Annotated in this window: 19 protein-coding genes; 6 read left to right on the top strand and 13 right to left on the bottom strand. The window is 57.4% G+C overall.

Features of this window, described 5'->3' with window-relative positions; translation table 11 throughout:
* Positions 1–136 precede the first annotated feature (136 nt).
* Together Q1A43_RS18080 and Q1A43_RS18085 are read left to right on the top strand one after the other, a co-directional pair.
* Positions 137–493 (top strand): hypothetical protein, encoded by a 357-nt coding sequence (locus tag Q1A43_RS18080; protein WP_299924414.1) that lies wholly within the window; start codon positions 137–139, stop codon positions 491–493.
* Positions 494–1726, top strand: a complete 1233-nt coding sequence (locus tag Q1A43_RS18085; protein WP_299924411.1) for a biotin/lipoyl-binding protein — start codon at positions 494–496, stop codon at positions 1724–1726. It begins immediately after the preceding gene.
* A 201-nt stretch (positions 1727–1927) separates the two neighbouring features.
* Here Q1A43_RS18085 and Q1A43_RS18090 read toward each other — a convergent pair whose 3' ends face one another.
* Entirely contained in the window at positions 1928–3244 is a 1317-nt protein-coding gene (locus Q1A43_RS18090) for an MFS transporter (protein ID WP_299937499.1), read from the bottom strand.
* A gap of 72 nt (positions 3245–3316) precedes the next feature.
* Positions 3317–4111 (bottom strand): bifunctional hydroxymethylpyrimidine kinase/phosphomethylpyrimidine kinase, encoded by a 795-nt coding sequence (thiD, locus tag Q1A43_RS18095; RefSeq protein WP_299937502.1) that lies wholly within the window; start codon positions 4109–4111, stop codon positions 3317–3319.
* Between the two features lie 127 nt (positions 4112–4238).
* On the opposite strand from thiD, the gene Q1A43_RS18100 reads away from it, so the two are divergent.
* The gene (locus Q1A43_RS18100) at positions 4239–5267 is read left to right on the top strand and encodes a hypothetical protein (RefSeq protein WP_299937505.1); all 1029 of its coding nucleotides are present in this window, start codon (positions 4239–4241) and stop codon (positions 5265–5267) included.
* A 52-nt stretch (positions 5268–5319) separates the two neighbouring features.
* Here Q1A43_RS18100 and Q1A43_RS18105 read toward each other — a convergent pair whose 3' ends face one another.
* The 6 genes from Q1A43_RS18105 to Q1A43_RS18130 form a co-directional block, all read right to left on the bottom strand.
* Positions 5320–6639 (bottom strand): SPOR domain-containing protein, encoded by a 1320-nt coding sequence (locus Q1A43_RS18105; RefSeq protein WP_299937509.1) that lies wholly within the window; start codon positions 6637–6639, stop codon positions 5320–5322.
* A 67-nt stretch (positions 6640–6706) separates the two neighbouring features.
* Positions 6707–7339, bottom strand: coding sequence for a uracil phosphoribosyltransferase (gene upp / locus Q1A43_RS18110; RefSeq protein WP_299924399.1), 633 nt, complete (start codon positions 7337–7339; stop codon positions 6707–6709).
* Entirely contained in the window at positions 7336–8343 is a 1008-nt protein-coding gene (locus Q1A43_RS18115) for an adenosine deaminase (protein WP_299937512.1), read from the bottom strand. The genes upp and Q1A43_RS18115 overlap by 4 nt, the downstream gene beginning before the upstream one ends.
* On the bottom strand, positions 8340–9542 hold the full coding sequence (locus Q1A43_RS18120; protein ID WP_299937513.1) for a phosphopentomutase: 1203 nt from the start codon (positions 9540–9542) through the stop codon (positions 8340–8342). Before Q1A43_RS18120 ends, Q1A43_RS18115 begins: the two co-directional genes overlap by 4 nt.
* Positions 9539–10831, bottom strand: a complete 1293-nt coding sequence (locus Q1A43_RS18125; protein ID WP_299937516.1) for a thymidine phosphorylase — start codon at positions 10829–10831, stop codon at positions 9539–9541. Before Q1A43_RS18125 ends, Q1A43_RS18120 begins: the two co-directional genes overlap by 4 nt.
* Positions 10831–11250, bottom strand: coding sequence for a cytidine deaminase (locus Q1A43_RS18130; protein WP_299937519.1), 420 nt, complete (start codon positions 11248–11250; stop codon positions 10831–10833). Before Q1A43_RS18130 ends, Q1A43_RS18125 begins: the two co-directional genes overlap by 1 nt.
* 200 nt (positions 11251–11450) lie before the next feature.
* Between Q1A43_RS18130 and Q1A43_RS18135 the strand changes: the two genes are divergently transcribed.
* Positions 11451–13730 carry an NADP-dependent malic enzyme gene (locus Q1A43_RS18135; protein ID WP_299924387.1) on the top strand — a complete coding sequence of 760 codons (2280 nt, stop codon included), beginning with the start codon at positions 11451–11453 and terminating at the stop codon, positions 13728–13730.
* 33 nt (positions 13731–13763) lie between these two features.
* Here the strand turns inward: Q1A43_RS18135 and Q1A43_RS18140 are convergent, their stop codons facing one another.
* Positions 13764–14666, bottom strand: a complete 903-nt coding sequence (locus Q1A43_RS18140; protein WP_299937522.1) for a hypothetical protein — start codon at positions 14664–14666, stop codon at positions 13764–13766.
* 307 nt (positions 14667–14973) lie between these two features.
* Between Q1A43_RS18140 and prpE the strand changes: the two genes are divergently transcribed.
* On the top strand, positions 14974–16866 hold the full coding sequence (prpE, locus tag Q1A43_RS18145; RefSeq protein ID WP_299937525.1) for a propionate-CoA ligase PrpE: 1893 nt from the start codon (positions 14974–14976) through the stop codon (positions 16864–16866).
* Positions 16867–16987: 121 nt separating this feature from the next.
* Here prpE and Q1A43_RS18150 read toward each other — a convergent pair whose 3' ends face one another.
* Both Q1A43_RS18150 and Q1A43_RS18155 read right to left on the bottom strand, forming a co-directional pair.
* Complete coding sequence (locus Q1A43_RS18150; protein ID WP_299937528.1) at positions 16988–17503, bottom strand: hypothetical protein; 516 nt, start codon at positions 17501–17503, stop codon at positions 16988–16990.
* 68 nt (positions 17504–17571) lie between these two features.
* Positions 17572–18333, bottom strand: coding sequence for an NAD kinase (locus tag Q1A43_RS18155; RefSeq protein WP_299924376.1), 762 nt, complete (start codon positions 18331–18333; stop codon positions 17572–17574).
* Positions 18334–18512: 179 nt separating this feature from the next.
* On the opposite strand from Q1A43_RS18155, the gene glyA reads away from it, so the two are divergent.
* Positions 18513–19799 (top strand): serine hydroxymethyltransferase, encoded by a 1287-nt coding sequence (gene glyA / locus Q1A43_RS18160; RefSeq protein WP_299937531.1) that lies wholly within the window; start codon positions 18513–18515, stop codon positions 19797–19799.
* 120 nt (positions 19800–19919) lie between these two features.
* Here the strand turns inward: glyA and Q1A43_RS18165 are convergent, their stop codons facing one another.
* The gene (locus Q1A43_RS18165) at positions 19920–20327 is read right to left on the bottom strand and encodes a VOC family protein (protein ID WP_299937534.1); all 408 of its coding nucleotides are present in this window, start codon (positions 20325–20327) and stop codon (positions 19920–19922) included.
* Complete coding sequence (locus tag Q1A43_RS18170; protein ID WP_299937536.1) at positions 20327–20707, bottom strand: VOC family protein; 381 nt, start codon at positions 20705–20707, stop codon at positions 20327–20329. The genes Q1A43_RS18165 and Q1A43_RS18170 overlap by 1 nt, the downstream gene beginning before the upstream one ends.
* Positions 20708–20713 lie beyond the last annotated feature (6 nt).

A 20713-nucleotide genomic window follows, 5' to 3' on the forward strand; every position in this document is an offset into this window, starting at 1 on the left:
TGATTTTCGCTGATCATTTACGCGCTGCGCTTTGCTCCGCTCAAAGACCCAAACCAAATCTTCAAATCTGAGAAAACTGTCGAAAAATACTAAGAAATAGGGCAACATAGCCCAAATTGGATGTGAGGATAGACTGATGGCGACTGAGACGACACTCCACGAAATGGCACCGCATCACCTACCGGGGTGGATACCGGCTGCGGATGGATCAGACCCGCTTTTCACCGTAGTGATTTGGCTTGTGGTGCTCTTGGTGCTTGGAATCGGGGTTTTGTACTTCAAGCTACATGCCCTACCCGAACACATGGCCCATTCCTCCAACAGCTCGCAATTGCAGCTTATTTCCATTCTGACATTGTTGGCTCTGTTGACGCATAACAACATCTTTTGGGTCGCGGCCTTAGTGTTGGCGACCATTCGAATCCCTGATTTCCTCTCCCCACTGGAAGACATGGCCAAGTCGTTGCGCAATATCGAAAAAGGGGAGAAGTAAATGCTCGAATTTTTCCTCTGCTCCCTCGTCACCATCCTGCCCGACTATCTGTTTCGCCGCTTTGCACAGGGCAAAAGGATCGGCATTGACATTGATATGTTCACTGTCTGGTATGAATTACGCTGGGGCATCACATCCTGTGCGATATTGGCGGTGTCCCTGATCACCACGATTTTCTACTACCATCCCTCAACCACAAACGCCGGATCGATGTATCGCACTCTGACGATCCTGTCCGAAGGCGGCGGACGTGTTGTCGAGGTTTTTGTCGAGAATGGCCAAGTTGTTGAAACCGGGGCTCCATTGTTCAAACTGGATGATCGCGAACAACTGGCCAATGTGGAAACGGCCAGAAACAAGGTTGCCGAGATTGAAGCCGCCCGCGAATTGGCCAAGGCCGATCTGGACGGTGCGATTGCTTTGGTCGATCAGGCCAAAGCCGGGTACCAACAGACGTTGCAAGAATTGGAGCGTGCCACGACGCTAACCGAACTTGGATCTTCGGCTGTTTCAGCCCGTGAAAAGGAACGCCTTGAAACCATGCTGGTGGCGCGTCAGGGCGGCATAGATGCCGCTGAGGCCAACAAAACCGCCAAGGAAATCAGCATCGCGGTGCTCTTGCCGGCGCAATCTGCAACGGCGCAATCCTCCTTGGATCAAGCTGAAACCGCGCTGTCCAAGACAGTGATCTATGCCGGGGTCAAAGGCCGGATCGAACAGTTCACATTGCGACCCGGTGACTATGTGAACCCTATTCTGCGACCAGCAGGAATTTTGATCCCTGAAGATGCGGGTGGCGGCATGATCCTTGCCGGATTTGGGCAGATCACCGCCCAGATCGTCAAGCCGGGCACCTTGGCCGAAGTCACCTGTGTGTCAGATCCGTTCAAAATCCACCCCATGGTGGTCACGGCGGTACAGGATGTCATTCCCGCCGGGCAGATCCGCCCGACGGATGCCTTGGTTGATATTCAAGATCGCGCTCGCCCCGGTACATTGTCGACCTTCCTCGCGCCGCTTTATCCGGGGTCGATTGACCACATCCCTCGCGGGAGCAAATGCATCGCCAATGCCTATACCAACAGTCACGACAAGCTGGCCGATCCCGATATTAGCACGTCAGAATGGCTGTTTTTGCACATGGTCGACACGGTGGCGATTGTGCATGCGCTGATCTTGCGGATTCAGGCGCTCTTGCTCCCGGTTCAGACCTTGGTTTTTGCCGGGCATTAACGGGCATTAAATGCGGAGCATGCAAGATCAAGCTTCCTGCGTCGCACCCGATGGGCGCGGCGCTTTTTCTTGCAATCAACGCTAGTTTCTACGTAGGACCAGCGGCACGCGCATCTAAATTCCATCCATGGAATTTGCAAAATCCTTGCAAGGATTTTTCAGCGTGCCGCTCCCCCTCAACAAGCCCCTTTTGACCTTGAATCAAGAGGTGGGCCAACTTGGGTGTGCATCGTCGATAACAAAGGCATGCCGGTGCCGGTAGGAGCCACCAGTCTGGGTTTCATCCCCCTCCGCATGCGGGGGAACCGTTGCGTCATGATCATGCTCGAGGGCCAATGGATCGTTTGCGGGCCACAGCTTTGCCGCCCCGAAAGTCGCCAAGCAAGCCAACGCCGCCATGGTCGCAAAGGTGATCGGAAGCCCCACCGCGCCCCCTAGAACGCCCGCCAAAGGATAGGCCAACAACCAAGCCGAGTGCGACAGTGCAAATTGCGCGGCAAACACCGCTGGGCGATCTTGGCTATGACAGGACCGCGTCAACAAAAGCCCGGTTGGCGTTTGAATGAGAGACGCCCCGGCTCCGATCACAAACCAAAGGATCAGGCCAACCCACATCTCGTCGCTTAGCGCCGCCACCCACAGCCCAAAAGACAGTATCACTCCTCCTGCCAACATCACCGGGCGAGGCGATGTTTCCCCCAGCAGCTTGGGCAAAGCCAAAGCCACCACCATCGAGCCGCACCCGCTTGCGGCAAAGAAAATGGCCACCAAACCATCGCCCTGCCCCAACACGTCTTTGACCAAGACAACCGTGTTGACGATCACCATCGCCGTCGCGGCCGCAACAGCAACGTACAGCGCTAGCACCCCGCGCAATCGTGGCGTGGCGAGGTAAATCCACAAACCGCGGGTCAGGCGTTTTGAAAAGGCGGCCGTTGGCACATGCTTGCGGCGTGGCAACCGAACGCTCATCACCAACCCAGCAGAAAGAAGGAAACCAATCGCGGTGCCTACAAAGAGGCTATTGAAGGTGAGAACCGTCAACGCGGCCCCCGCGATGAGCGGACCAAGTAAGGATTCAAGATCATAGGTCAGCCGCGAATAAGACAGCGCTTGGGTGTAATCACCCTCATCGGTTAGAATATCGGGAATGGTCGCCTGAAACGTTGGGGTGAAACCGGCGGAAAAGGCCTGAAACCCAAAGACCAATGCGTAGATGTGCCAAATCTCGGTTACAAAAGGCAAAGCCAGCACAAGACAGGCGCGCGCCAGATCAAGCCCAATCAGAAACCCTTTGCGCGGCAACCGTTCCGCCAAGGTCGTGGCGATGGGGGCCACGCCGACATAGGCCACCATTTTGATGGCCAGTGCGATGCCGAGAACGGCCCCCGCCTGCCCGCCTGCCATTTCAAAAGCCAACAACCCAAGCGCAATCGTTGTTAGGCCAGACCCCAGAACCGAGAAAATCTGGGCCAGTAAAAGACGGCGATAGGTGAGGTTATGCAAGGCTCCACTCATGGGCCAAGCCTACGCTGCATCCGCCAACAATCAAGCCACATGCCTTGGCGGGGCCTTGGTCCAAGACGTGTGTTAACGCCGCAGGGCAAAGAAGTGATCGGTTGGACCGACACCTTGCCCCACCTCCAATCCGCCACTGCCCAAAATGGCGTTTCGGGTATAGGTCTTTGCATTTGCCACCGCTGCACAAAGATCACCTAGAACCGCAATCTGTGTGGCCAAGGCCGATGATAGCGTGCAGCCGGTACCATGGGTTCCGGGCATATCCATTCGCTCGGCCTCAAACCAATGCGGCCCAGTCTCATCGACCAAAACATCCGGGCACTGCGGACCCGGAAGGTGCCCACCCTTTAACAGGATCGCCGGTCCAAGTGCGTGCAACTGCTCTGCTTGATCAAGCATCTCACCGCGATCCCGCGCCTCATCACAGCCCAAGAGCACGGCTGCCTCGGGCAAATTGGGTGTCAACACAGTCGACAGCGGCACAATATAATGGAGAAATCCCTCTAGGGCCTGTTGGCCGGTCAGGGTTTTGCCACTTGTCGAGGACAAGACCGGATCGACAACAACCTGCACCCCACGCCCCGCGAGGCATCCGGCCACCGCCTCACAGATAGTTTCAGAGCCAAGCATTCCGATCTTGACCGCATCAACACGAATATCTGTCAAAATCGCGTCAACCTGCGCCGCCACAAGGCCGGGATCGGTCAAAACGACATCGCTCACCCCTTGGGTGTTTTGAACCGTCAATGCCGTAATCGCCGCCATGCCATAGCCGCCATTGGCCGCAATCGCCTTGAGATCGGCCTGAACCCCGGCCCCGCCCGACGGGTCCGACCCGGCGATGGATAGAATATTTGGGATCATCTCAACACCCTGCACTTGCGTCTTCCTTGCGCATAGCCAAGCATCTTCCCTCTGTCCAGATTAGCCAAGATTGCCCAAGCCCGCGACGCATGATAGGCTATGCTCAAACAGAGGCAGAGCAGCCCACATGACAGCACTTAAGGAATTTGAACGGCTCGAGGCAACCGGGCTGTGGCGCCCGAACCAAGCCGAGCAACGACGCGAAGTTGTTGTCTCGCTTGGTGATGCGACGCTGACGATCACCGACGTCCCGGGCCGGGTGTTGGCCCATTGGTCTATCGCGGCGGTGGTGCGTTCGAACGGCACCGCCCTTCCCGCGATTTTTCACCCCGATGGCGACCCCGACGAGACGCTGGAATTGGCCGAGGACGAGGCCGAGATGATCAACGGTATTGATCGTCTTCTCAAGGCCATCGAAAAGCGCCGTCCTAACCCCGGCAAACTTCGCCTGCTCCTTAGTGTGGCCGTGATCGTTGGGACCACCGCCGCCGCCGTGATGTGGGCCCCCGGCGCTTTGAAAGACTATGCCGTCAAAGTCGTACCACCGGTCAAACGCGCCGAGATTGGCGTGGATCTTTTGAAACATATGTCGCGGGTCACCGGCCAACCTTGCATGACCAAAGACGCCCGCCCGGCCCTGCAAAAGCTTGCGACGCGTATCCTCGGCCCCGGTCGCGACGACACGGTTATTGTCGTTCCCGATGGCGTTGCCGAGGCGACCCATTTGCCCGGCGGTATTGTGGTGCTCAACAAGTCGGTGATCGAAGATTTCGAAGACCCGGATGTGCCCGCCGGGTTCATATTGGTCGAAGACACCCATGCCAAGATTCACGACCCTCTGGCCAGTGTTCTGGATCACGCTGGGCTTATGGCCAGTGCCCGATTGGTCACAACCGGTCAGCTCCCCGGTGAGGCGCTCTCGGCCTATGCGGAACATCTGTTGACTCAGCCCAAACCCGAATTGGACGAAACCACGCTAATCGACGCTTTTGGCACCGCCAAGCTGCACAGCACCCCCTATGCCTATGCCAAGGACATCACCGGGGAAAGCACGCTCGCCCTTATCGAGGCGGACCCAATGGCCGATCAGCCAAGCCAAGATGTCCTCAGCGACGGTGATTGGCTGCGGCTACAAGGGATTTGCGGTACCCCATAAAAAAGGCCCGCGTGACGCATCACACGGGCCGTTTTTACAAAGTGTTTCGAAGTTAGCGTGTATAGGCGCGCGCATAACCGGCGGATTTCACAGCGCCCAAGGCCGCGTGAAGCTCCGAAGACGACGCATATGGCCCAACCATGACGCGGCGCATGGATTGACCGTCACGGGTGTAGGTTCCGAACTTGACCGGCAGACCAGCACGGTTCAAACGACCAGCGGCGGCTTGAGCCTTGGCCGGGGTGGTGAACACACCGATTTCAACATAGCGAGCACCAGTCGCAACCGGACGCGGTGAAGATTTCGTCGAAATGACAGGACCGACCCGAGTGACGACCTGACCATCTTGGGTCACGACAATCGGTTTCGCATCAGTGGCACGATAGGCAATCACCGGAGCCTTGATCGTGTGATTTGGGACCGTCGCGGCCAAGCGGCGCGGCGTGGTGTTGGTCCAAATCTGCTGCGTGCGTCGGTGACCATCAACTGTCTGAAACGCCCGATACGGGTTCAAACGCCCATCATCCCACGCGGGGCGATAGCCCTCGGGAATATCAACCTGCGTGACACTGCGCTTTTCGTAAACATGGCGCGGTGCGATGCGGGTGTTGCCGCGCAGCTCGCTGCCCTGCCATCCACGGTTATGATAAACTTTCTTGCCCGGTCCGGGCGCTTCGCCACGGCGGATAACCGTCACATGCGGCGATTTTTGGGGGCCACAGCGCATGGCAACCGTCACACCATCGACGGTCTTGCTGTGGTGTCCATTTTGGCAAGCATTGTAGGTTGGAACCACAACACGGCGCGCCTTGGATTTTGGCGCAACGGCCGCGGCGGGGACCTGACGCACAACACGACGCGGAGCCGCGACGGGTTTGGACGCCGGTGCGCGCACAACCCGAGCACTGGGTGCCACTGGTTGTGGGGCTGCTGCGACGCGGGGCTTGGGTGTCGGTTTGATCACCACTGGCGCGGGGGCTGGCTTGGAAGCAACGCGCGGCGCTGGTTTCGGCTTGGGGGCGGGTTTTGGCTTGGGCGCAGCGGCAACAACTGGCTTGGGCGCGGGCTTGGCTGCGGGTTTAGGCGCAGGCTTGGCGGCCGGAGCTGCGGCGGTTGTGGTGCCAAAACTTGGTTTCTGGCCACAAATTTGTTTGCGATTGCGCGACACACGCGGCACCCAGTTCACAGCCCCATCAAACCCGGCGCGCACGTAAACGCAGCCCCGATTATCGACGAACTGTTTGCCGGAAAACGACGACGGCGGAAAGTTCGCCGGAACGTTGTTGATCTTGGATTGAGCCATGGCCGGATCGGATGCAAATCCGAATCCCGCTGCCAACACTGCAAAAATAGTTAAAGATTTCAAAGTCATGTCTGCCCCCACAGATGTAGAGGGCAGAATGCCAAATCAACAACGCTCTGTAAAGCGTTGAAATCGTTTATTTCGTTCCAAACATACGGTCACCCGCATCACCCAGACCGGGGACGATGTACCCGAGTTCATTGAGTTTTTCGTCCAAAGAGGCCGTGACGATTGGCACATCGGGATGCGCCTCTTTCATGCGCGCCACACCTTCGGGTGCTGCCAAGAGGCACAAAAACCGAATATCCTTGGCACCCGATTCTTTAACCAAATCGATCGCAGCCGCCGAAGAATTGCCCGTCGCCAGCATCGGATCAACGACAATCGCGGTGCGCTCTTCCATGCGTTTTGGCAGCTTGTTGTAGTACTGAACCGGCTGCAGAGTTTCCTCGTCGCGGTACAAGCCAACAAAGCCGACGCGCGCCGCGGGGATCAGCTCAAGAATACCATCCATAAGGCCGTTGCCGGCGCGCAAGATCGACACAAGCGCCAATTTCTTGCCCTCAATCACCGGCTGTTGCGTCGGCCCCATCGGCGTTTCGATATCCTTGAGGGTCACGGGCAGTTCACGCGTCACCTCATAGGCCAACAACAGGCTAATTTCGCGCAGCAGTTGGCGAAAAGACGCGGTCGACGTATCCTTTTCACGCATCAACGTCAGCTTGTGTTGCACCAGCGGGTGATCAACGATGGTCAGATGTTGGCTCATGACGTCTCCAATGCTTTGCGAATCTTCGCCTTTGTATCTGCGTTGCAGAAGGCCGCGTCCACGGCATTCTTGTCTATTTGGTCAAAGATTTCTTCGTCCCAGCCAAAGACCCCCACCAGAGCGGCATATTCTTTGCGCATTGTCGTGTGAAAGAACGGCGGATCATCGGTGGACACGGTCACTTTGACACCCCGATCACGCAGCTTTTCGATCGGGTGCTGATCAAGCGCATCATAAACGCCAAGGAACACGTTTGATCCCGGACAGACCTCAAGCGTGATGTCGCGTTCAATCAACATATCGACTACGGCCAAATCTTCGCTGGCGCGCACGCCGTGACCAATACGTTCAACGCCAAGATCCTCGACCGCCTCGCGGACCTCTTGCGGGCCGCGCCATTCACCGGCGTGAGAGGTGAGGTGCAACCCCGCCTCGCGGGCCATGTCGAAACTATAGGCAAAATCCTTTTGCTGGCCTTGGTTTTCGTCACCGCCCATGCCCAGACCAACAATGAAATCCCCCGCCGTTTCGGCGGCGCAAAGGGCGGCGGTCTTGGCTTTGTCCGGGCCGAAATGGCGGATTGGCGTGGCGATCCCGCATAGGGTGATGCCAAGATCGCGCTCGGCCTCAACCGCCGCATCTTGAATGGCATGAAGGTATTCTTTCCATGCCTCAACATCGCTATTGCCGCAGAAATCCGGGCTGATGAAGCTTTCGATATAGATCACATCGCTTGCGGCGGCCTCTTCGAGAACCGCGCGGGTTAGCCGGGCAAACTCCTCGGGGCCGGTCAAGACCGATGTCGCCGCCTCATAGACCGACAAAAAATGCACAAAATCGCGGTAATCATACGACCCGTCTTCGCGAAAAATCTTGGACAGATCGACGTTCTTTTCCTGCGCCAAACCGCGAATGAACGACGGAGGGGCCATACCCTCAAGATGTGTGTGCAGCTCGATCTTGGGGCGTTTGATAATGGCGTCTAACCGCTCTTCACTGATCATAGAAAACTCCTGCCCGGCCCCTGTGCCGGGATGTTAAGATGGGCGGCGATACTTGCGGCAACATCGGCAAAAGCGATCTGACCGATCTCTCCCGCGCCTTTGCCCGCTACCAAAACCGGAACCCGCTCACGGGTGTGATCCGTCCCGGACCAGCTTGGGTCGTTGCCGTGATCTGCGGTGATCACCAGCATGTCACCGTCCCGCAGACGCGCCAAAAGCTTGCCCAGCTCCACGTCAAACCATTCCAGATGCCGCGCATAGCCAGAGATGTCGCGGCGATGGCCATATTCGGAATCAAATTCGACGAAATTGGCAAAGGTCAAACTCCCGTCCTCCCCCGTTTCAACCCAATCCGAAAGATGTTCCATCAGCGTGGCATCGGGGCCTTTGCGGACCTCATCAATGCCGGTCATTGAAAAGATGTCGCCAATCTTTCCAACCGCATAGACGGCGCGCCCGGCATCTTGGGCCCAATTGGTCAAAACCGAGCTTGGGGGCGTAATGGCGAAATCCTTGCGATGTGGCGTGCGGGTGAAATTGCCCGGTTCGCCCACAAAGGGGCGCGCAATCACGCGGCCAACTTTCATCTCATGCAAGATCGGCGCAAGGCCTTTGCAGAGATCATAAAGCCGGTCGAGACCAAAATGCTCTTCGTGGGCGGCAATCTGAAAGACGCTATCAGCCGAAGTATAGCAAATCGGAAAACCCGTCTCGACATGCTCGGTGCCAAATTGCTCAATCATCACCGTGCCCGAGCCATGGCAATTGGCCAAAATCCCGGTCGTCCCGGCAAGCTCTGCGGCTTTGGCGGAAATATCGGCGGGAAAGGCCGGGTGCGTATCCGGGAAATAGTGCCAATCCCACGGCACCGGCAGACCGGCGAGCTCCCAATGCCCCGACGGTGTGTCCTTGCCTTTGGATACCTCGGTCGCGGCGGCAAACCGCCCCGACAATTTCGGGCTTGGGGCCTCCATTCCGCTGGCCAATGTCAACGCGTGAAAAAGCCCGAGCGACGCCAGATTTGGGACGTTTAACGCACCGCTGCGCCCCTCTTCGGCTCGCCCCTCGGCACAGGCCTGCATGATGTGGCCCAATGTGTTGGCACCGGTATCGGGCAGGTCACCGTTGAAATAGGCATCCGCATCAGGTGCTCCGCCAATGCCGACGGAATCCATCACCACCAAAAAGGCCCGCATCACGCCACCCTCTCGATCACAAGAGGCACCGGTTTTGGGGCCTTGTTTCCAAACGTCATCGCATCTTGTACCGCCCGCGCCGCCGCGTCGGCCTGCTCTTCACGGGCCGCGTGGACCACGGCAATCGGTTGCCCCTTGGCCACCTTGTCGCCCAAGCGCACCACATCCGTAAGACCAACGGCCGGGTTGATAATATCAGTCTCAACCCGGCGTCCGCCGCCAAGGTCCACCACCGCAAGGCCAAGCGCCTCGCCGTCAATCGCCGTGACAACGCCCGCCTGCGGGGCCACAACTTCGCGGATCACCGGGGCTTCAGGCAAAAAGCGCCGCCAGTCGTCCACAAAGCTTAGTGGGCCGCCAAGCGCATAGACCATCTTGCCGAACCGCTCCGCCGCCTCACCCGAGGAGATCGAGGCCCGCAGCTTAGTCTCGCCATCGTCAATCCCGGCGGTTTTCAACAGCTCAACCCCAAGGTCAACACTCAGCTCAAGCAAAGGCCCCGCCAGTTTGCCGGTCAACACCTGCATACACAGATCAACCTCAAGCGCATTGCCGAGCGAGGGCACCAAAGGTTGGCTCATATCGGTGATCAAGGCGCTGGTCGGGCATCCGGCGGCATTGGCCGTCGACACCAAAGACCGTGCAAGCGCGCGCGCCTCATCGGCGGTTTTCATAAAGGCACCGGAGCCGACCTTTACATCCAACACCAGCGATTGCAGCCCCGCCGCCAGCTTTTTGGACAGGATCGAGGCGGTGATCAGATCAAGGCTTTCGACCGTGCCGGTGACATCGCGGATCGCATAAAGCCGCTTGTCCGCCGGGGCGATATCCGCCGAGGCGCTGACGATGGCACAGCCTGCGTCCTTTACGATCTCACGAAACCGCGTCTCATCCGGGGTCACCGAATAGCCGGGGATCGCCTCAAGCTTATCAAGCGTGCCGCCGGTATGGCCCAAGCCCCGCCCGGAAATCATCGGGTTATACACTCCACACGCCGCCAGCATCGGGGCAAGCACAAGGCTCACACAATCGCCGACCCCGCCGGTGGAATGCTTGTCGACAACAGGGGCATCGAGATCCCAATCCAATACATGGCCGCTGTCGCGCATCGCCAGCGTTAGGGCAACGCGCCCGGTTTCGGACAACCCCCGAAGACACACGCCCATCGCAAAGGCCCCAGCTTGGGCCGCACTTACCCGGCCATCGGCCAACCCATGGGCAAACCACGACAATTCGGCTGGGCTTGGGTCTTCACCTTTGCGCAGGGCCGCGTTGATTGCACGTGCATCCATCAGGCATCGCCTCCGGTCTCGGTCTCCATGTGATCACGACCAAAGGCCCCCGGCAGCAAATCGCCGACCTTTGTAATCAACTCCGCCCCATCAATCGTGGCTAGCGTCACCTGCGCCCCGGATTTGGCAAATTCCGCCAATTTCTGACGACAGCCCCCGCAAGGCGGCACCGGATGCGGGCTATCGGCAATCACATAGGCTTCGGCAATTTCGGTCTCGCCATCTGCGACCATCGCGGCAATTGCACCGGCTTCGGCGCATGTCCCTTCGGGATAAGCAACGTTTTCTACATTACACCCGGTATAAGTCTTCCCTGATGGGGTGCGCAGCGCCGCGCCAACTTTGAAATGGGAATAAGGGGCATAGGCATTCTCGCGCACGGCGCGGGCCAAATCAGACAACGACTCAGGTCGGGACATCAAACTCTCCGGTAATCAAGGCAGCAGTTTGCGAAGCGGGTCACCAGAATGCAAGACCCCCTTCTCGTCTCTGACCCCAACCTGGCCCCAGCGTCAATTCAGTTTTCAATTTTTGCGGGAAACTGCTAAGCCACACGAGATCACCGCCTCAGAACGGAATTTGGTTTAACGCTAAACCATATTGGAAATCAGGACTTACCATGACCGACTCAGCCAAGGAAACATTGCGCCAGGCGGCGCTGTTCTACCACGAAAACCCGCAACCGGGTAAATTGGAGATCCGCGCGACCAAGCCGCTGGCCAATGGCCGCGACCTAAGCCGCGCTTATTCACCGGGTGTGGCCGAGGCTTGTCTTGAGATCAAAGAAAACCCGGAAAACGCCGCCCGCTATACCACGCGTGGCAATTTGGTGGCGGTTGTGTCCAACGGAACGGCGGTCTTAGGCCTTGGGAACATTGGCGCTTTGGCTTCCAAACCGGTCATGGAAGGCAAGGCGGTCCTGTTCAAGAAGTTTGCCGATATTGATTGTTTTGACATCGAGGTTGATCAGCCCGACCCCGAAAAGCTTGCTGATATTGTCTGTGCGTTAGAACCGACCTTTGGCGCGATCAACCTCGAAGACATCAAAGCGCCCGATTGTTTTATCGTTGAACGAATTTGTCGCGAGCGGATGAACATCCCGGTTTTTCATGACGATCAACACGGCACGGCGATTGTTGTCGGCGCTGCTGCGACCAATGCTTTGCATGTGGCGGGCAAAAAATTCGAAGACATCAAGATTGTTTCGACCGGCGGTGGTGCCGCTGGGATTGCCTGTCTCAACATGCTGTTGAAACTCGGCGTCAAACGCGAAAACGTCTGGCTTTGCGACATCCATGGCCTCGTTTACGAAGGCCGCGACATCGACATGAATCCGCAAAAGGCCGCCTTTGCCCAAGCGTCGGATTTGCGCAGCTTGGATGAGGTGATGGATGGGGCCGATATGTTCCTTGGCCTCTCTGGTCCGGGGGTGCTTAGCCCCGACAACGTGTCGAAAATGACCAAACGCCCGATCATTTTTGCCCTTGCCAATCCAACACCGGAAATCATGCCCGACCTCGCGCGTACCGTCGCGCCTGACGCCATCATCGCAACGGGCCGAAGCGATTTTCCCAATCAGGTCAACAACGTACTCTGCTTCCCCTTCATCTTCCGTGGGGCGTTGGACGTTGGTGCAACCGAAATCAACGATGCGATGCAGGTCGCTTGCGTCGAAGGGATCGCCGCCCTTGCCCGTGCCACCACAAGCGCCGAAGCCGCCGCCGCCTATCGCGGAGAACAGCTCACATTTGGCGAAGACTATTTGATCCCCAAGCCGTTTGACCCACGCCTGTCCGGCGTTGTCTCAACGGCCGTTGCCAAGGCCGCGATGGAAACCGACGTCGCCAAACGCCCGGTTGCCGACCTTGAAGCCTACAAGCAAAAGCTTGACGCAAGCGTGTATAAATCCGCCCTGCTGATGCGGCCGGTCTTCCAAGCCGCCGCCACCGCGTCGCGCCGCATCGTTTTTGCCGAAGGCGAAGACGAACGTGTTTTGCGATCCGCCCAAGCGATCTTGGAAGAAACCACCGAAACGCCGGTATTGATTGGTCGCCCGGATGTGATCAACGCCCGCTGTGAAAAGCTTGGCCTAGAAATTCGCCCCGAGCGGGATTTCAATATCGTGAACCCCGAAAATGACCCGCGCTATCGCGACTATTGGGAGGCCTATCACCAACTCATGTGTCGCCGCGGTGTCACCCCCGAAACCGCCCGCGCCATCATGCGCACCAACTCGACCGCCATTGGCGCGATCATGGTCCACCGAGGTGAGGCGGATAGTTTGATTTGCGGGACCTTTGGGGAATTCCGCTGGCATTTGAACTATGTCAATCAAGTGCTTGGCAGCGAAACCATGCGCCCGCATGGGGCTTTGTCGATGATGATCCTCGAGGATGGGCCGCTATTCATTGCCGACACCCACGTGCGCTCCCTGCCCTCGCCCGAGGAACTTGCCGAAAGCGCAATTGGCGCGGCGCGGCATGTGAAACGCTTTGGCCTTGAACCCAAAATCGCCTTTTGCTCGCAATCGCAATTTGGCAACCAGGCCGAAGGTTCGGGCAAGCGCTTGCGTGAGGCGATGGCCATTCTCGACAAGCAGCAACATGATTTCTGTTACGAGGGTGAGATGAACGTCGACGCCGCGCTAGACGAGAATTACCGCGAGATGGTATTGCCCGGAAACCGCATGAAAGGCAGCGCCAATGTGTTGATCTTTGCCCATGCCGATGCGGCCTCTGGTGTGCGTAACATCTTGAAAATGAAGGCGGACGGGCTCGAAGTTGGGCCTATCCTGATGGGTATGGGCAACCGCGCCCATATCGTCACGCCCTCGATCACAGCGCGCGGATTGCTCAACATGGCCGCCATCGCCGGCACCCCGGTTAAGGCCTATAGCTAAGCAAGGTTGGGCGGGTATCCCCCGCCCACCTCGTTACTTGAGTGGCACCAGATCGTTGTTTTCAACCGTAAAGCTTTTGCTGCACCCGGCCGCTCCGATTTTGCCACAGGCGGACCCGTGCAAATTCAGGGTGATCACCGGTTTCACCGTGACCTGATAGCCATACATATGGCCGCCGCCGATGCGGACGAACCCGCCCCCCTGTTGTTGGCGATAGAATTCCATCGGGCACCCGGCGCTCCCACAGAACAAAGATGCCGCCTTGTCACAAGTGATCTGCGCGTAATCAATCACCTGATCCAAAAGCCCGTCACGATCAAAGTCTTCTTTGATCACCGCCCCGTCCTGCACGGTCACCGACCCACCAAAGGTCCGGCAATCTTTTTCCACCTTTGCCTTGGCCAACGCCAACGGTTCTTGAACCGGAGGAGGAGGCGGCAACGCACATTGCCGAGCTGCACTATCCAGCGCTTTGGACGACCCGCGCAATGACATCGCCGTCCTATTCACTACCTCGCCACTTGTGCCATCCATCAAGACCAGCTCGGCCCGCGTGCCTGATTTGAGGGCGCCAATCAGAGATCCATGCGCCGCAAGGTCATAGGGCGCGTGGTAGTCTTCGTAATCCGTTTGGCCCGTATGCGTAAACGTCATGCGACCCGCCTCGTTTCCATCGACCAAAACACGGGCCTGCAGGGTTTCAGGCAAGACCTCGCCGTGAAAAAATATCCGATGCGCCAATGTCTTCTGGTTTTGACAGCCGACCATGTAGCAAAAATAATTTGCCTGCTCTTTGTCATCGACGGGGCAGACAACCGCACCTTTAAACCCGGTATTGGCGTTGTCGAACGCCTCCCATCGCCCTTGTGCTACCGCTGACGTGCTAACACAGCAAAGCGCCAGCAACGCCATCATCAAAGCTTTTACCAAATGCATTTTCACCCCTGAATATACCTAAAAACCACCCTCAGGATGCCGGGTTTTGCCTTGTCAGGCAACGGGTTTGAGATTCGCGTCTTGGGCACTGGCAAATTCGCAGATTAGATTTGCATTTTTGCAATTTCGGTAAAAATTTGCAGCCAAAGGGCTAAAACACAGGGGCTTTGCAAAAATTTGCAAGGCCGTTTGCGAAAAACCACACATTCCTCTGCGGTAATCTGTCCACATCACGCCCTAGACACTTGCCCGGATCAACCCGCCCCGCTTATGCCTTTGCCAGAGGATGGAATAAGTGGAGGACGCCATGGGCTATCAAGAGGTTTACGACAGTTGGAAATCCGATCCTGAGGGGTTCTGGATGGACGCGGCCAACGCAATTGACTGGGACAAGAAACCCAGCAAGGCGCTCTCGGATCTTGGCGATGACATGTATGAATGGTTCGCCGATGGCATGGTCAACACCTGCTATAACGCCGTTGACCGTCATGTCGAAAACGGCCGGGGCGAGCAAACCGCGATCATCTATGACAGCCCGATCACCCACACCAAACGCGAGATCACCTATGTTGAGCTGCGCAACCGCGTTGCCAATCTTGCCGGTGCTTTGCGTGCCAAGGGCGTCGAAAAAGGCGACCGCGTCATCATTTATATGCCGATGATCCCCGAGGCGCTCGAAGCCATGCTAGCCTGCGCCCGCCTTGGTGCGATCCATTCGGTTGTGTTCGGCGGATTTGCGGCCAACGAATTGGCGGTGCGCATTGACGACGCCAAACCTAAGGCGATCATCGCCGCCTCTTGCGGGTTGGAGCCGGGCCGCGTCGTTCACTACAAGCCGCTCTTGGATGGCGCGATTGACCTTGCCGATCACAAGCCCGACTTCACCGTCATTTTCCAACGTGAACAAGAGGTTGCCGAGCTTAAAGAAGGCCGCGACTATAACTGGCACGGCTTTCAATACGGTGTTGAACCGGCTGAATGTGTTCCGGTCGAAGGCAACCATCCGGCCTATATCCTCTATACCTCTGGCACCACCGGCGCGCCCAAAGGCGTGATCCGCCACACCGGCGGTCAGCTTGTGGCGCTGAACTGGACGATGAAAAACATCTACAACGTCGATCCCGGCGATGTGTTTTGGGCGGCGTCTGATGTGGGTTGGGTCGTTGGCCACAGCTATATTTGTTATGGCCCGCTGATCCACGGCAACACCACCATCGTGTTTGAGGGTAAACCCGTCGGCACCCCCGATCCCGGCACCTTCTGGCGGGTGATCGAAGAGCACAAGGTCAAAACCTTCTTCACCGCGCCGACCGCCTTCCGTGCTGTGAAACGCGAAGATCCGACCGGCGAATACGTCAAGAAATACGACTTGAGCTGTCTTGAACAGGTGTTCTTGGCCGGTGAGCGCGCCGACCCCGACACCATCGTTTGGGCGCAGGATCAGTTGAAAAAGCCGATCATCGACCATTGGTGGCAGACCGAGCTTGGCTATCCCGGTGTGTGTAACCCGGTTGGAATCGAACTTTTGCCGGTCAAACTTGGCTCGCCCTCGGTACCGCTTCCCGGTTATCAGATGAAGATCCTCGATGATGCGGGCAACGAACTGCCACCCGGTGAGTTGGGGGCCATTGTGACGCCTCTGCCGCTGCCGCCAGGCACCTTCCCCAACCTGTGGAACGCCGAAGATCGTTATAAGAAAAGCTATCTGACCAACTTCCCCGGCTACTATGAAACCGGCGATGCGGGCATGATCGACGAAGACGGCTACCTCTATATCATGGCGCGCACCGATGACGTGATCAACGTCGCCGGTCACCGCCTGTCGACGGGTGGCATGGAAGAAGTGCTTGCCGATCACCCCGATGTTGCCGAATGCGCCGTGATTGGTGTGTCCGATAGCCTCAAAGGGCAGATGCCCATGGGCTTTCTCTGCCTGAACGCGGGCACTACCAAGGCTGATGATGAGATCGTCAAAGAGGTCATCAAGTTGGTGCGCGAAAAGATCGGACCGGTTGCCGCGTTCAAGCTTTGCTGCGTTGTCGATCGCCTGCCTAAAACCCGCTCGGGCAAAATCCTGCGCGGCACCATGGTGTCGATTGCCGATAGCAAAGAGTACAAAATGCCCGCCACCATCGACGATCCGGTCATTCTGGACGAAATCAAAGTGGCGCTTCAGGGGCTTGGCTACGCCAAAGGCTAAACCCATCCTGCAATGTACACGACCAAAGCGGGCCTACGGGCCCGTTTTTTCTCTGCGTAGTTGTCAACCCCTAGCGGAAACGACGCGACGCCAAAAGGTGGAGCAGAGATCAGCCGGGCACCTATAACGGATCGGGCAACCTGATTTCGGGGGTGCCATCCGTGGGCAAGAACACAATCCGCGCACGATCACCCAGAACTTCATCAAAGCGCCCCACATAGCGCATGCTTGGATAGATGTACGATTGATCAGTGTCGGTTTCGCCTGCCCTATCCCCCTCGGTCAGCGTGGCACGCCTTTTACGACATTGCGCTGCGGCGTCGTCGAACCGAACAGGGGCCAGTCGAAAAGCAATGCACCCATTTTGCCCTTCATCCAGAACAAACAAGCCTGCCTCGGCGAGGTATAGGTTGGACCCCCTCCACCAACCAGTGTCTCCAGCTAGTTCGCGCGAAACAGCCCGGCCATTGTGTTCAACAATCAATGTCCGGTGCCAATCGCTATGTAGGCCGAACAGTCCTCTGGCGGCCAGTGTTACACGAACGCCGCCTTCCAAATCGGCTATGGCCCGGTGTTCCTCGCTCTCGCACCCCGCCAGAAAAACTGCCGTTAAAAAGAAAGCAAAAACAAAGCGCATAGATTCCCGATCCCTAGGAGGTTTTGAAATTTGCGGACGTCTTTAAGGCAATAGAATGAAAAAACGTCTTAGACAAACTGCTCCCGGATCAGCCGTTCTTCTAATCCATGTCCCGGATCAAACAACACGCGGTGCTCAATCCCCGGTTCTGATTTGATATGCACCTGCAAGACATCCCGGACGCTATCACCATCCGCTTCGGCCATCACCGGACGTTTGTCCGGGTCCAACACCTCCATCGACACCTCAGCAGATTTGGGAAGCAATGCGCCGCGCCATCGTCGTGGGCGAAAGGGTGCAACCGCAGTCAATGCCAAGACATCCGACCCAATCGGCAAGATTGGACCGTGGGCGGAATAATTATACGCGGTTGACCCCGCAGGGGTAGCAACCAGCGCCCCGTCACAAACAAGCTCAGACATTCGAACCTGACCATCTACACTAATGCGCAATCTCGCCGCCTGAGGTCCGGCGCGCAGGATCGACACCTCGTTGATCGCCAGCGCCCGGTGTTCAACACCATCGCTACAGGACGCCCGCATGACCAGCGGGTTGATCACGGTTTCCTCTGCCGCCTTTAGCCGTTCCTCAAGCGCGTGCTCGGAATATTCGTTCATCAAAAACCCAACCGTGCCGCGGTTCATCCCGTAAACCGGGGCCGGATTGCCTTCGGTGCGGTGCAGGGTTTGCAACATGAACCCGTCCCCGCCCAGCGCCACAATCACATCGGCCCCCGGCTCGGCATGGTCGCCATAGCGCCGCGTCAACCCGGCCAATGCCGCCTGAGCAATTGGCGCGCGCGAGGCGCAAAACGCAATTTTGAGGGACATCGGAGTTTCCTGTCTGTGGCTTTTGTCTCCGAAACAATCACAAGTTCACCGAACTAGCCAGAGATGCCGCAAGATTATTGCGCTTTGTCGCTTTACTCCCTTTGCCTTATGTGTCGTTTCCGATAGGAAACAGCCCAAATTCGAATCCGATCACACTGGACCCTTGAAGGAGCAGCCCAATGACTGCATCGCGCGATTTCTTTTCCCAGCCTCTGTCCGAGCGGGACCCCGAGCTTTTCGGCTCGATCACCAACGAGCTTGGTCGCCAGCGCGACGAGATCGAATTGATCGCTTCGGAAAACATCGTGTCCCGTGCCGTGATGGAAGCGCAAGGCTCGGTTCTGACCAACAAATACGCCGAAGGCTATCCAGGCCGTCGCTATTACGGTGGCTGCCAATTTGTTGACGTGGCCGAAAACCTCGCCATTGATCGCGCCAAGCAGTTGTTTGATTGCGATTTTGCCAACGTACAGCCGAACTCGGGCTCACAGGCCAACCAAGGTGTGTTTCAGGCGCTGATCCAGCCCGGCGACACCATCCTTGGCATGTCGCTTGATGCTGGTGGTCACCTGACCCACGGCGCACGCCCCAACCAGTCGGGCAAGTGGTTCAACGCCGTTCAATACGGTGTGCGCAAAGAAGACAACATGCTCGACTATGACCAAGTCGAAGCGCTCGCCAAAGAGCATCAGCCCAAGATGATCATCGCCGGTGGCTCCGCCATCCCGCGTCAGATTGATTTCAAACGTATGCGCGAAATCGCCGATATGGTTGGCGCGTACCTGCACGTCGACATGGCACACTTTGCCGGTCTGGTTGCGGCGGGTGAGCACCCCTCGCCCTTCCCGCATGCGCATGTGGCCACCACAACCACGCATAAAACCCTGCGCGGTCCGCGCGGCGGCATGATCCTCACCAATGACGAGGCCATCGCCAAGAAAATCAACTCGGCGATCTTCCCCGGCATCCAAGGCGGCCCGCTCATGCACGTTATCGCCGCCAAGGCCGTTGCCTTTGGTGAGGCGCTGCGCCCCGAGTTCAAAGACTATGCCAAGCAGGTCATCGCCAATGCCCAAGCCCTGTCTGATCAGTTGATCAAAGGCGGTCTCGACACTGTGACCCACGGCACCGACACCCATGTTGTTCTGGTTGATCTGCGCCCCAAAGGCGTGACCGGCAATATCGTCGACAAGGCCCTGGGCCGCGCGCATATCACCTGCAACAAAAACGGTGTGCCGTTTGACCCTGAAAAGCCAACTGTGACCTCGGGCATCCGCCTTGGCTCCCCGGCTGGTACCACCCGTGGCTTTGGTGAGGCCGAGTTCCGCCAGATCGCCGATTGGATCATCGAAATCGTCGATGGCATCGCCGCCAACGGCGCGGATAACAACGGCGCGGTCGAAGAGAAAGTCCGTGGCGAAGTCGCCGCCCTCTGCGCCAAATTCCCGCTGTATCCCGATCTGTGATCACACCAACCTATTGAAGTTAAAAGGGTGCGGCCATCACCGCGCCCTTTTTTGTGAGACCAAACAATCCGATGCAGCATCGCAATCTATCAACAGCTGCGGGATTATGAGCCATCTCATTTAGGGCAGATCGTAAAGCCCAAGAGCATTCCCACCAGGATCTACAAACTCTGAAAACGTGACAACGTTTGGAACCTGAATTATCTTACCAGTCTCAATGCCAATTTCGGAGCGTTGGCGTTGAGTTGTCTCTATGTCTTCGACCAAAAAGCGAACAACTGGCGCTGACGGTTGCTGATCATTTGCCTCAAAAATCTGCAACCAAACATTGGGGGAGACTTTGAATTCCACGATGCCGGGCACGGGTCTAAGCTCGTCGACATCCGCGCCCAGCAAATTTGTATACCATGCCTCCGCCTCGGTGATTGACGAAACCGGCAAACCGATTGTCACTTCCTGAAAAGGTTCTGCACTGGCGATATTTGACGTCACCAAACAGGCCACAGCAGTTCTGGCCAACCAGAGCATTACTTTGCATCCCCGGTTAAATCTTGCGCAAGCATCAAGGCGTTGCCATCAGGGTCATAGAAAGTCGCCGTCTTGACCATGCCTTCGATCACATCGGTCTCGCCGTCAAATTTCACTTTGGCCTGTTCAAGGGCCTGCCGCGCGGCATCCAAATCTGCGATCCCAAAAACGGGCACACAGTTGCCGGGAACGGGTTTGGTGTGCTCACCCAATCCTATTGTCACTCCGGCGGTGTTCGTCTGAAGCTCTGACCAACCTGCGTCGTCCGCATGGTAGAGTGTCTCAAACCCCAACATACCCTCGTACCAAGCGGCGCTTGCGTGCCTGTCTTTTACAGACAGTGCGATGTTGATTGTGTTGTCCAATGAAATGAGCGACATGGGCTT

Source organism: uncultured Pelagimonas sp., from assembly GCF_947498515.1.
Classification (GTDB): Bacteria; Pseudomonadota; Alphaproteobacteria; order Rhodobacterales; family Rhodobacteraceae; genus Pelagimonas.

Excerpts from the sequence above, each read along its gene's own strand:
- prpE (WP_299937525.1), top strand. The coding sequence starts at position 14,974 with ATGGGCTATCAAGAGGTTTACGACAGTTGGAAATCCGATCCTGAGGGG.
- Q1A43_RS18115 (WP_299937512.1), bottom strand. The coding sequence starts at position 8,343 with ATGATCAGTGAAGAGCGGTTAGACGCCATTATCAAACGCCCCAAGATC.
- upp (WP_299924399.1), bottom strand. The coding sequence starts at position 7,339 with ATGAGCCAACATCTGACCATCGTTGATCACCCGCTGGTGCAACACAAG.
- Q1A43_RS18100 (WP_299937505.1), top strand. The coding sequence starts at position 4,239 with ATGACAGCACTTAAGGAATTTGAACGGCTCGAGGCAACCGGGCTGTGG.
- Q1A43_RS18130 (WP_299937519.1), bottom strand. The coding sequence starts at position 11,250 with ATGTCCCGACCTGAGTCGTTGTCTGATTTGGCCCGCGCCGTGCGCGAG.
- thiD (WP_299937502.1), bottom strand. The coding sequence starts at position 4,111 with ATGATCCCAAATATTCTATCCATCGCCGGGTCGGACCCGTCGGGCGGG.
- Q1A43_RS18125 (WP_299937516.1), bottom strand. The coding sequence starts at position 10,831 with ATGGATGCACGTGCAATCAACGCGGCCCTGCGCAAAGGTGAAGACCCA.
- Q1A43_RS18090 (WP_299937499.1), bottom strand. The coding sequence starts at position 3,244 with ATGAGTGGAGCCTTGCATAACCTCACCTATCGCCGTCTTTTACTGGCC.
- Q1A43_RS18155 (WP_299924376.1), bottom strand. The coding sequence starts at position 18,333 with ATGTCCCTCAAAATTGCGTTTTGCGCCTCGCGCGCGCCAATTGCTCAG.
- Q1A43_RS18140 (WP_299937522.1), bottom strand. The coding sequence starts at position 14,666 with ATGCATTTGGTAAAAGCTTTGATGATGGCGTTGCTGGCGCTTTGCTGT.
- Q1A43_RS18080 (WP_299924414.1), top strand. The coding sequence starts at position 137 with ATGGCGACTGAGACGACACTCCACGAAATGGCACCGCATCACCTACCG.
- glyA (WP_299937531.1), top strand. The coding sequence starts at position 18,513 with ATGACTGCATCGCGCGATTTCTTTTCCCAGCCTCTGTCCGAGCGGGAC.
- Q1A43_RS18170 (WP_299937536.1), bottom strand. The coding sequence starts at position 20,707 with ATGTCGCTCATTTCATTGGACAACACAATCAACATCGCACTGTCTGTA.
- Q1A43_RS18150 (WP_299937528.1), bottom strand. The coding sequence starts at position 17,503 with ATGCGCTTTGTTTTTGCTTTCTTTTTAACGGCAGTTTTTCTGGCGGGG.
- Q1A43_RS18105 (WP_299937509.1), bottom strand. The coding sequence starts at position 6,639 with ATGACTTTGAAATCTTTAACTATTTTTGCAGTGTTGGCAGCGGGATTC.
- Q1A43_RS18135 (WP_299924387.1), top strand. The coding sequence starts at position 11,451 with ATGACCGACTCAGCCAAGGAAACATTGCGCCAGGCGGCGCTGTTCTAC.
- Q1A43_RS18165 (WP_299937534.1), bottom strand. The coding sequence starts at position 20,327 with ATGCTCTGGTTGGCCAGAACTGCTGTGGCCTGTTTGGTGACGTCAAAT.
- Q1A43_RS18085 (WP_299924411.1), top strand. The coding sequence starts at position 494 with ATGCTCGAATTTTTCCTCTGCTCCCTCGTCACCATCCTGCCCGACTAT.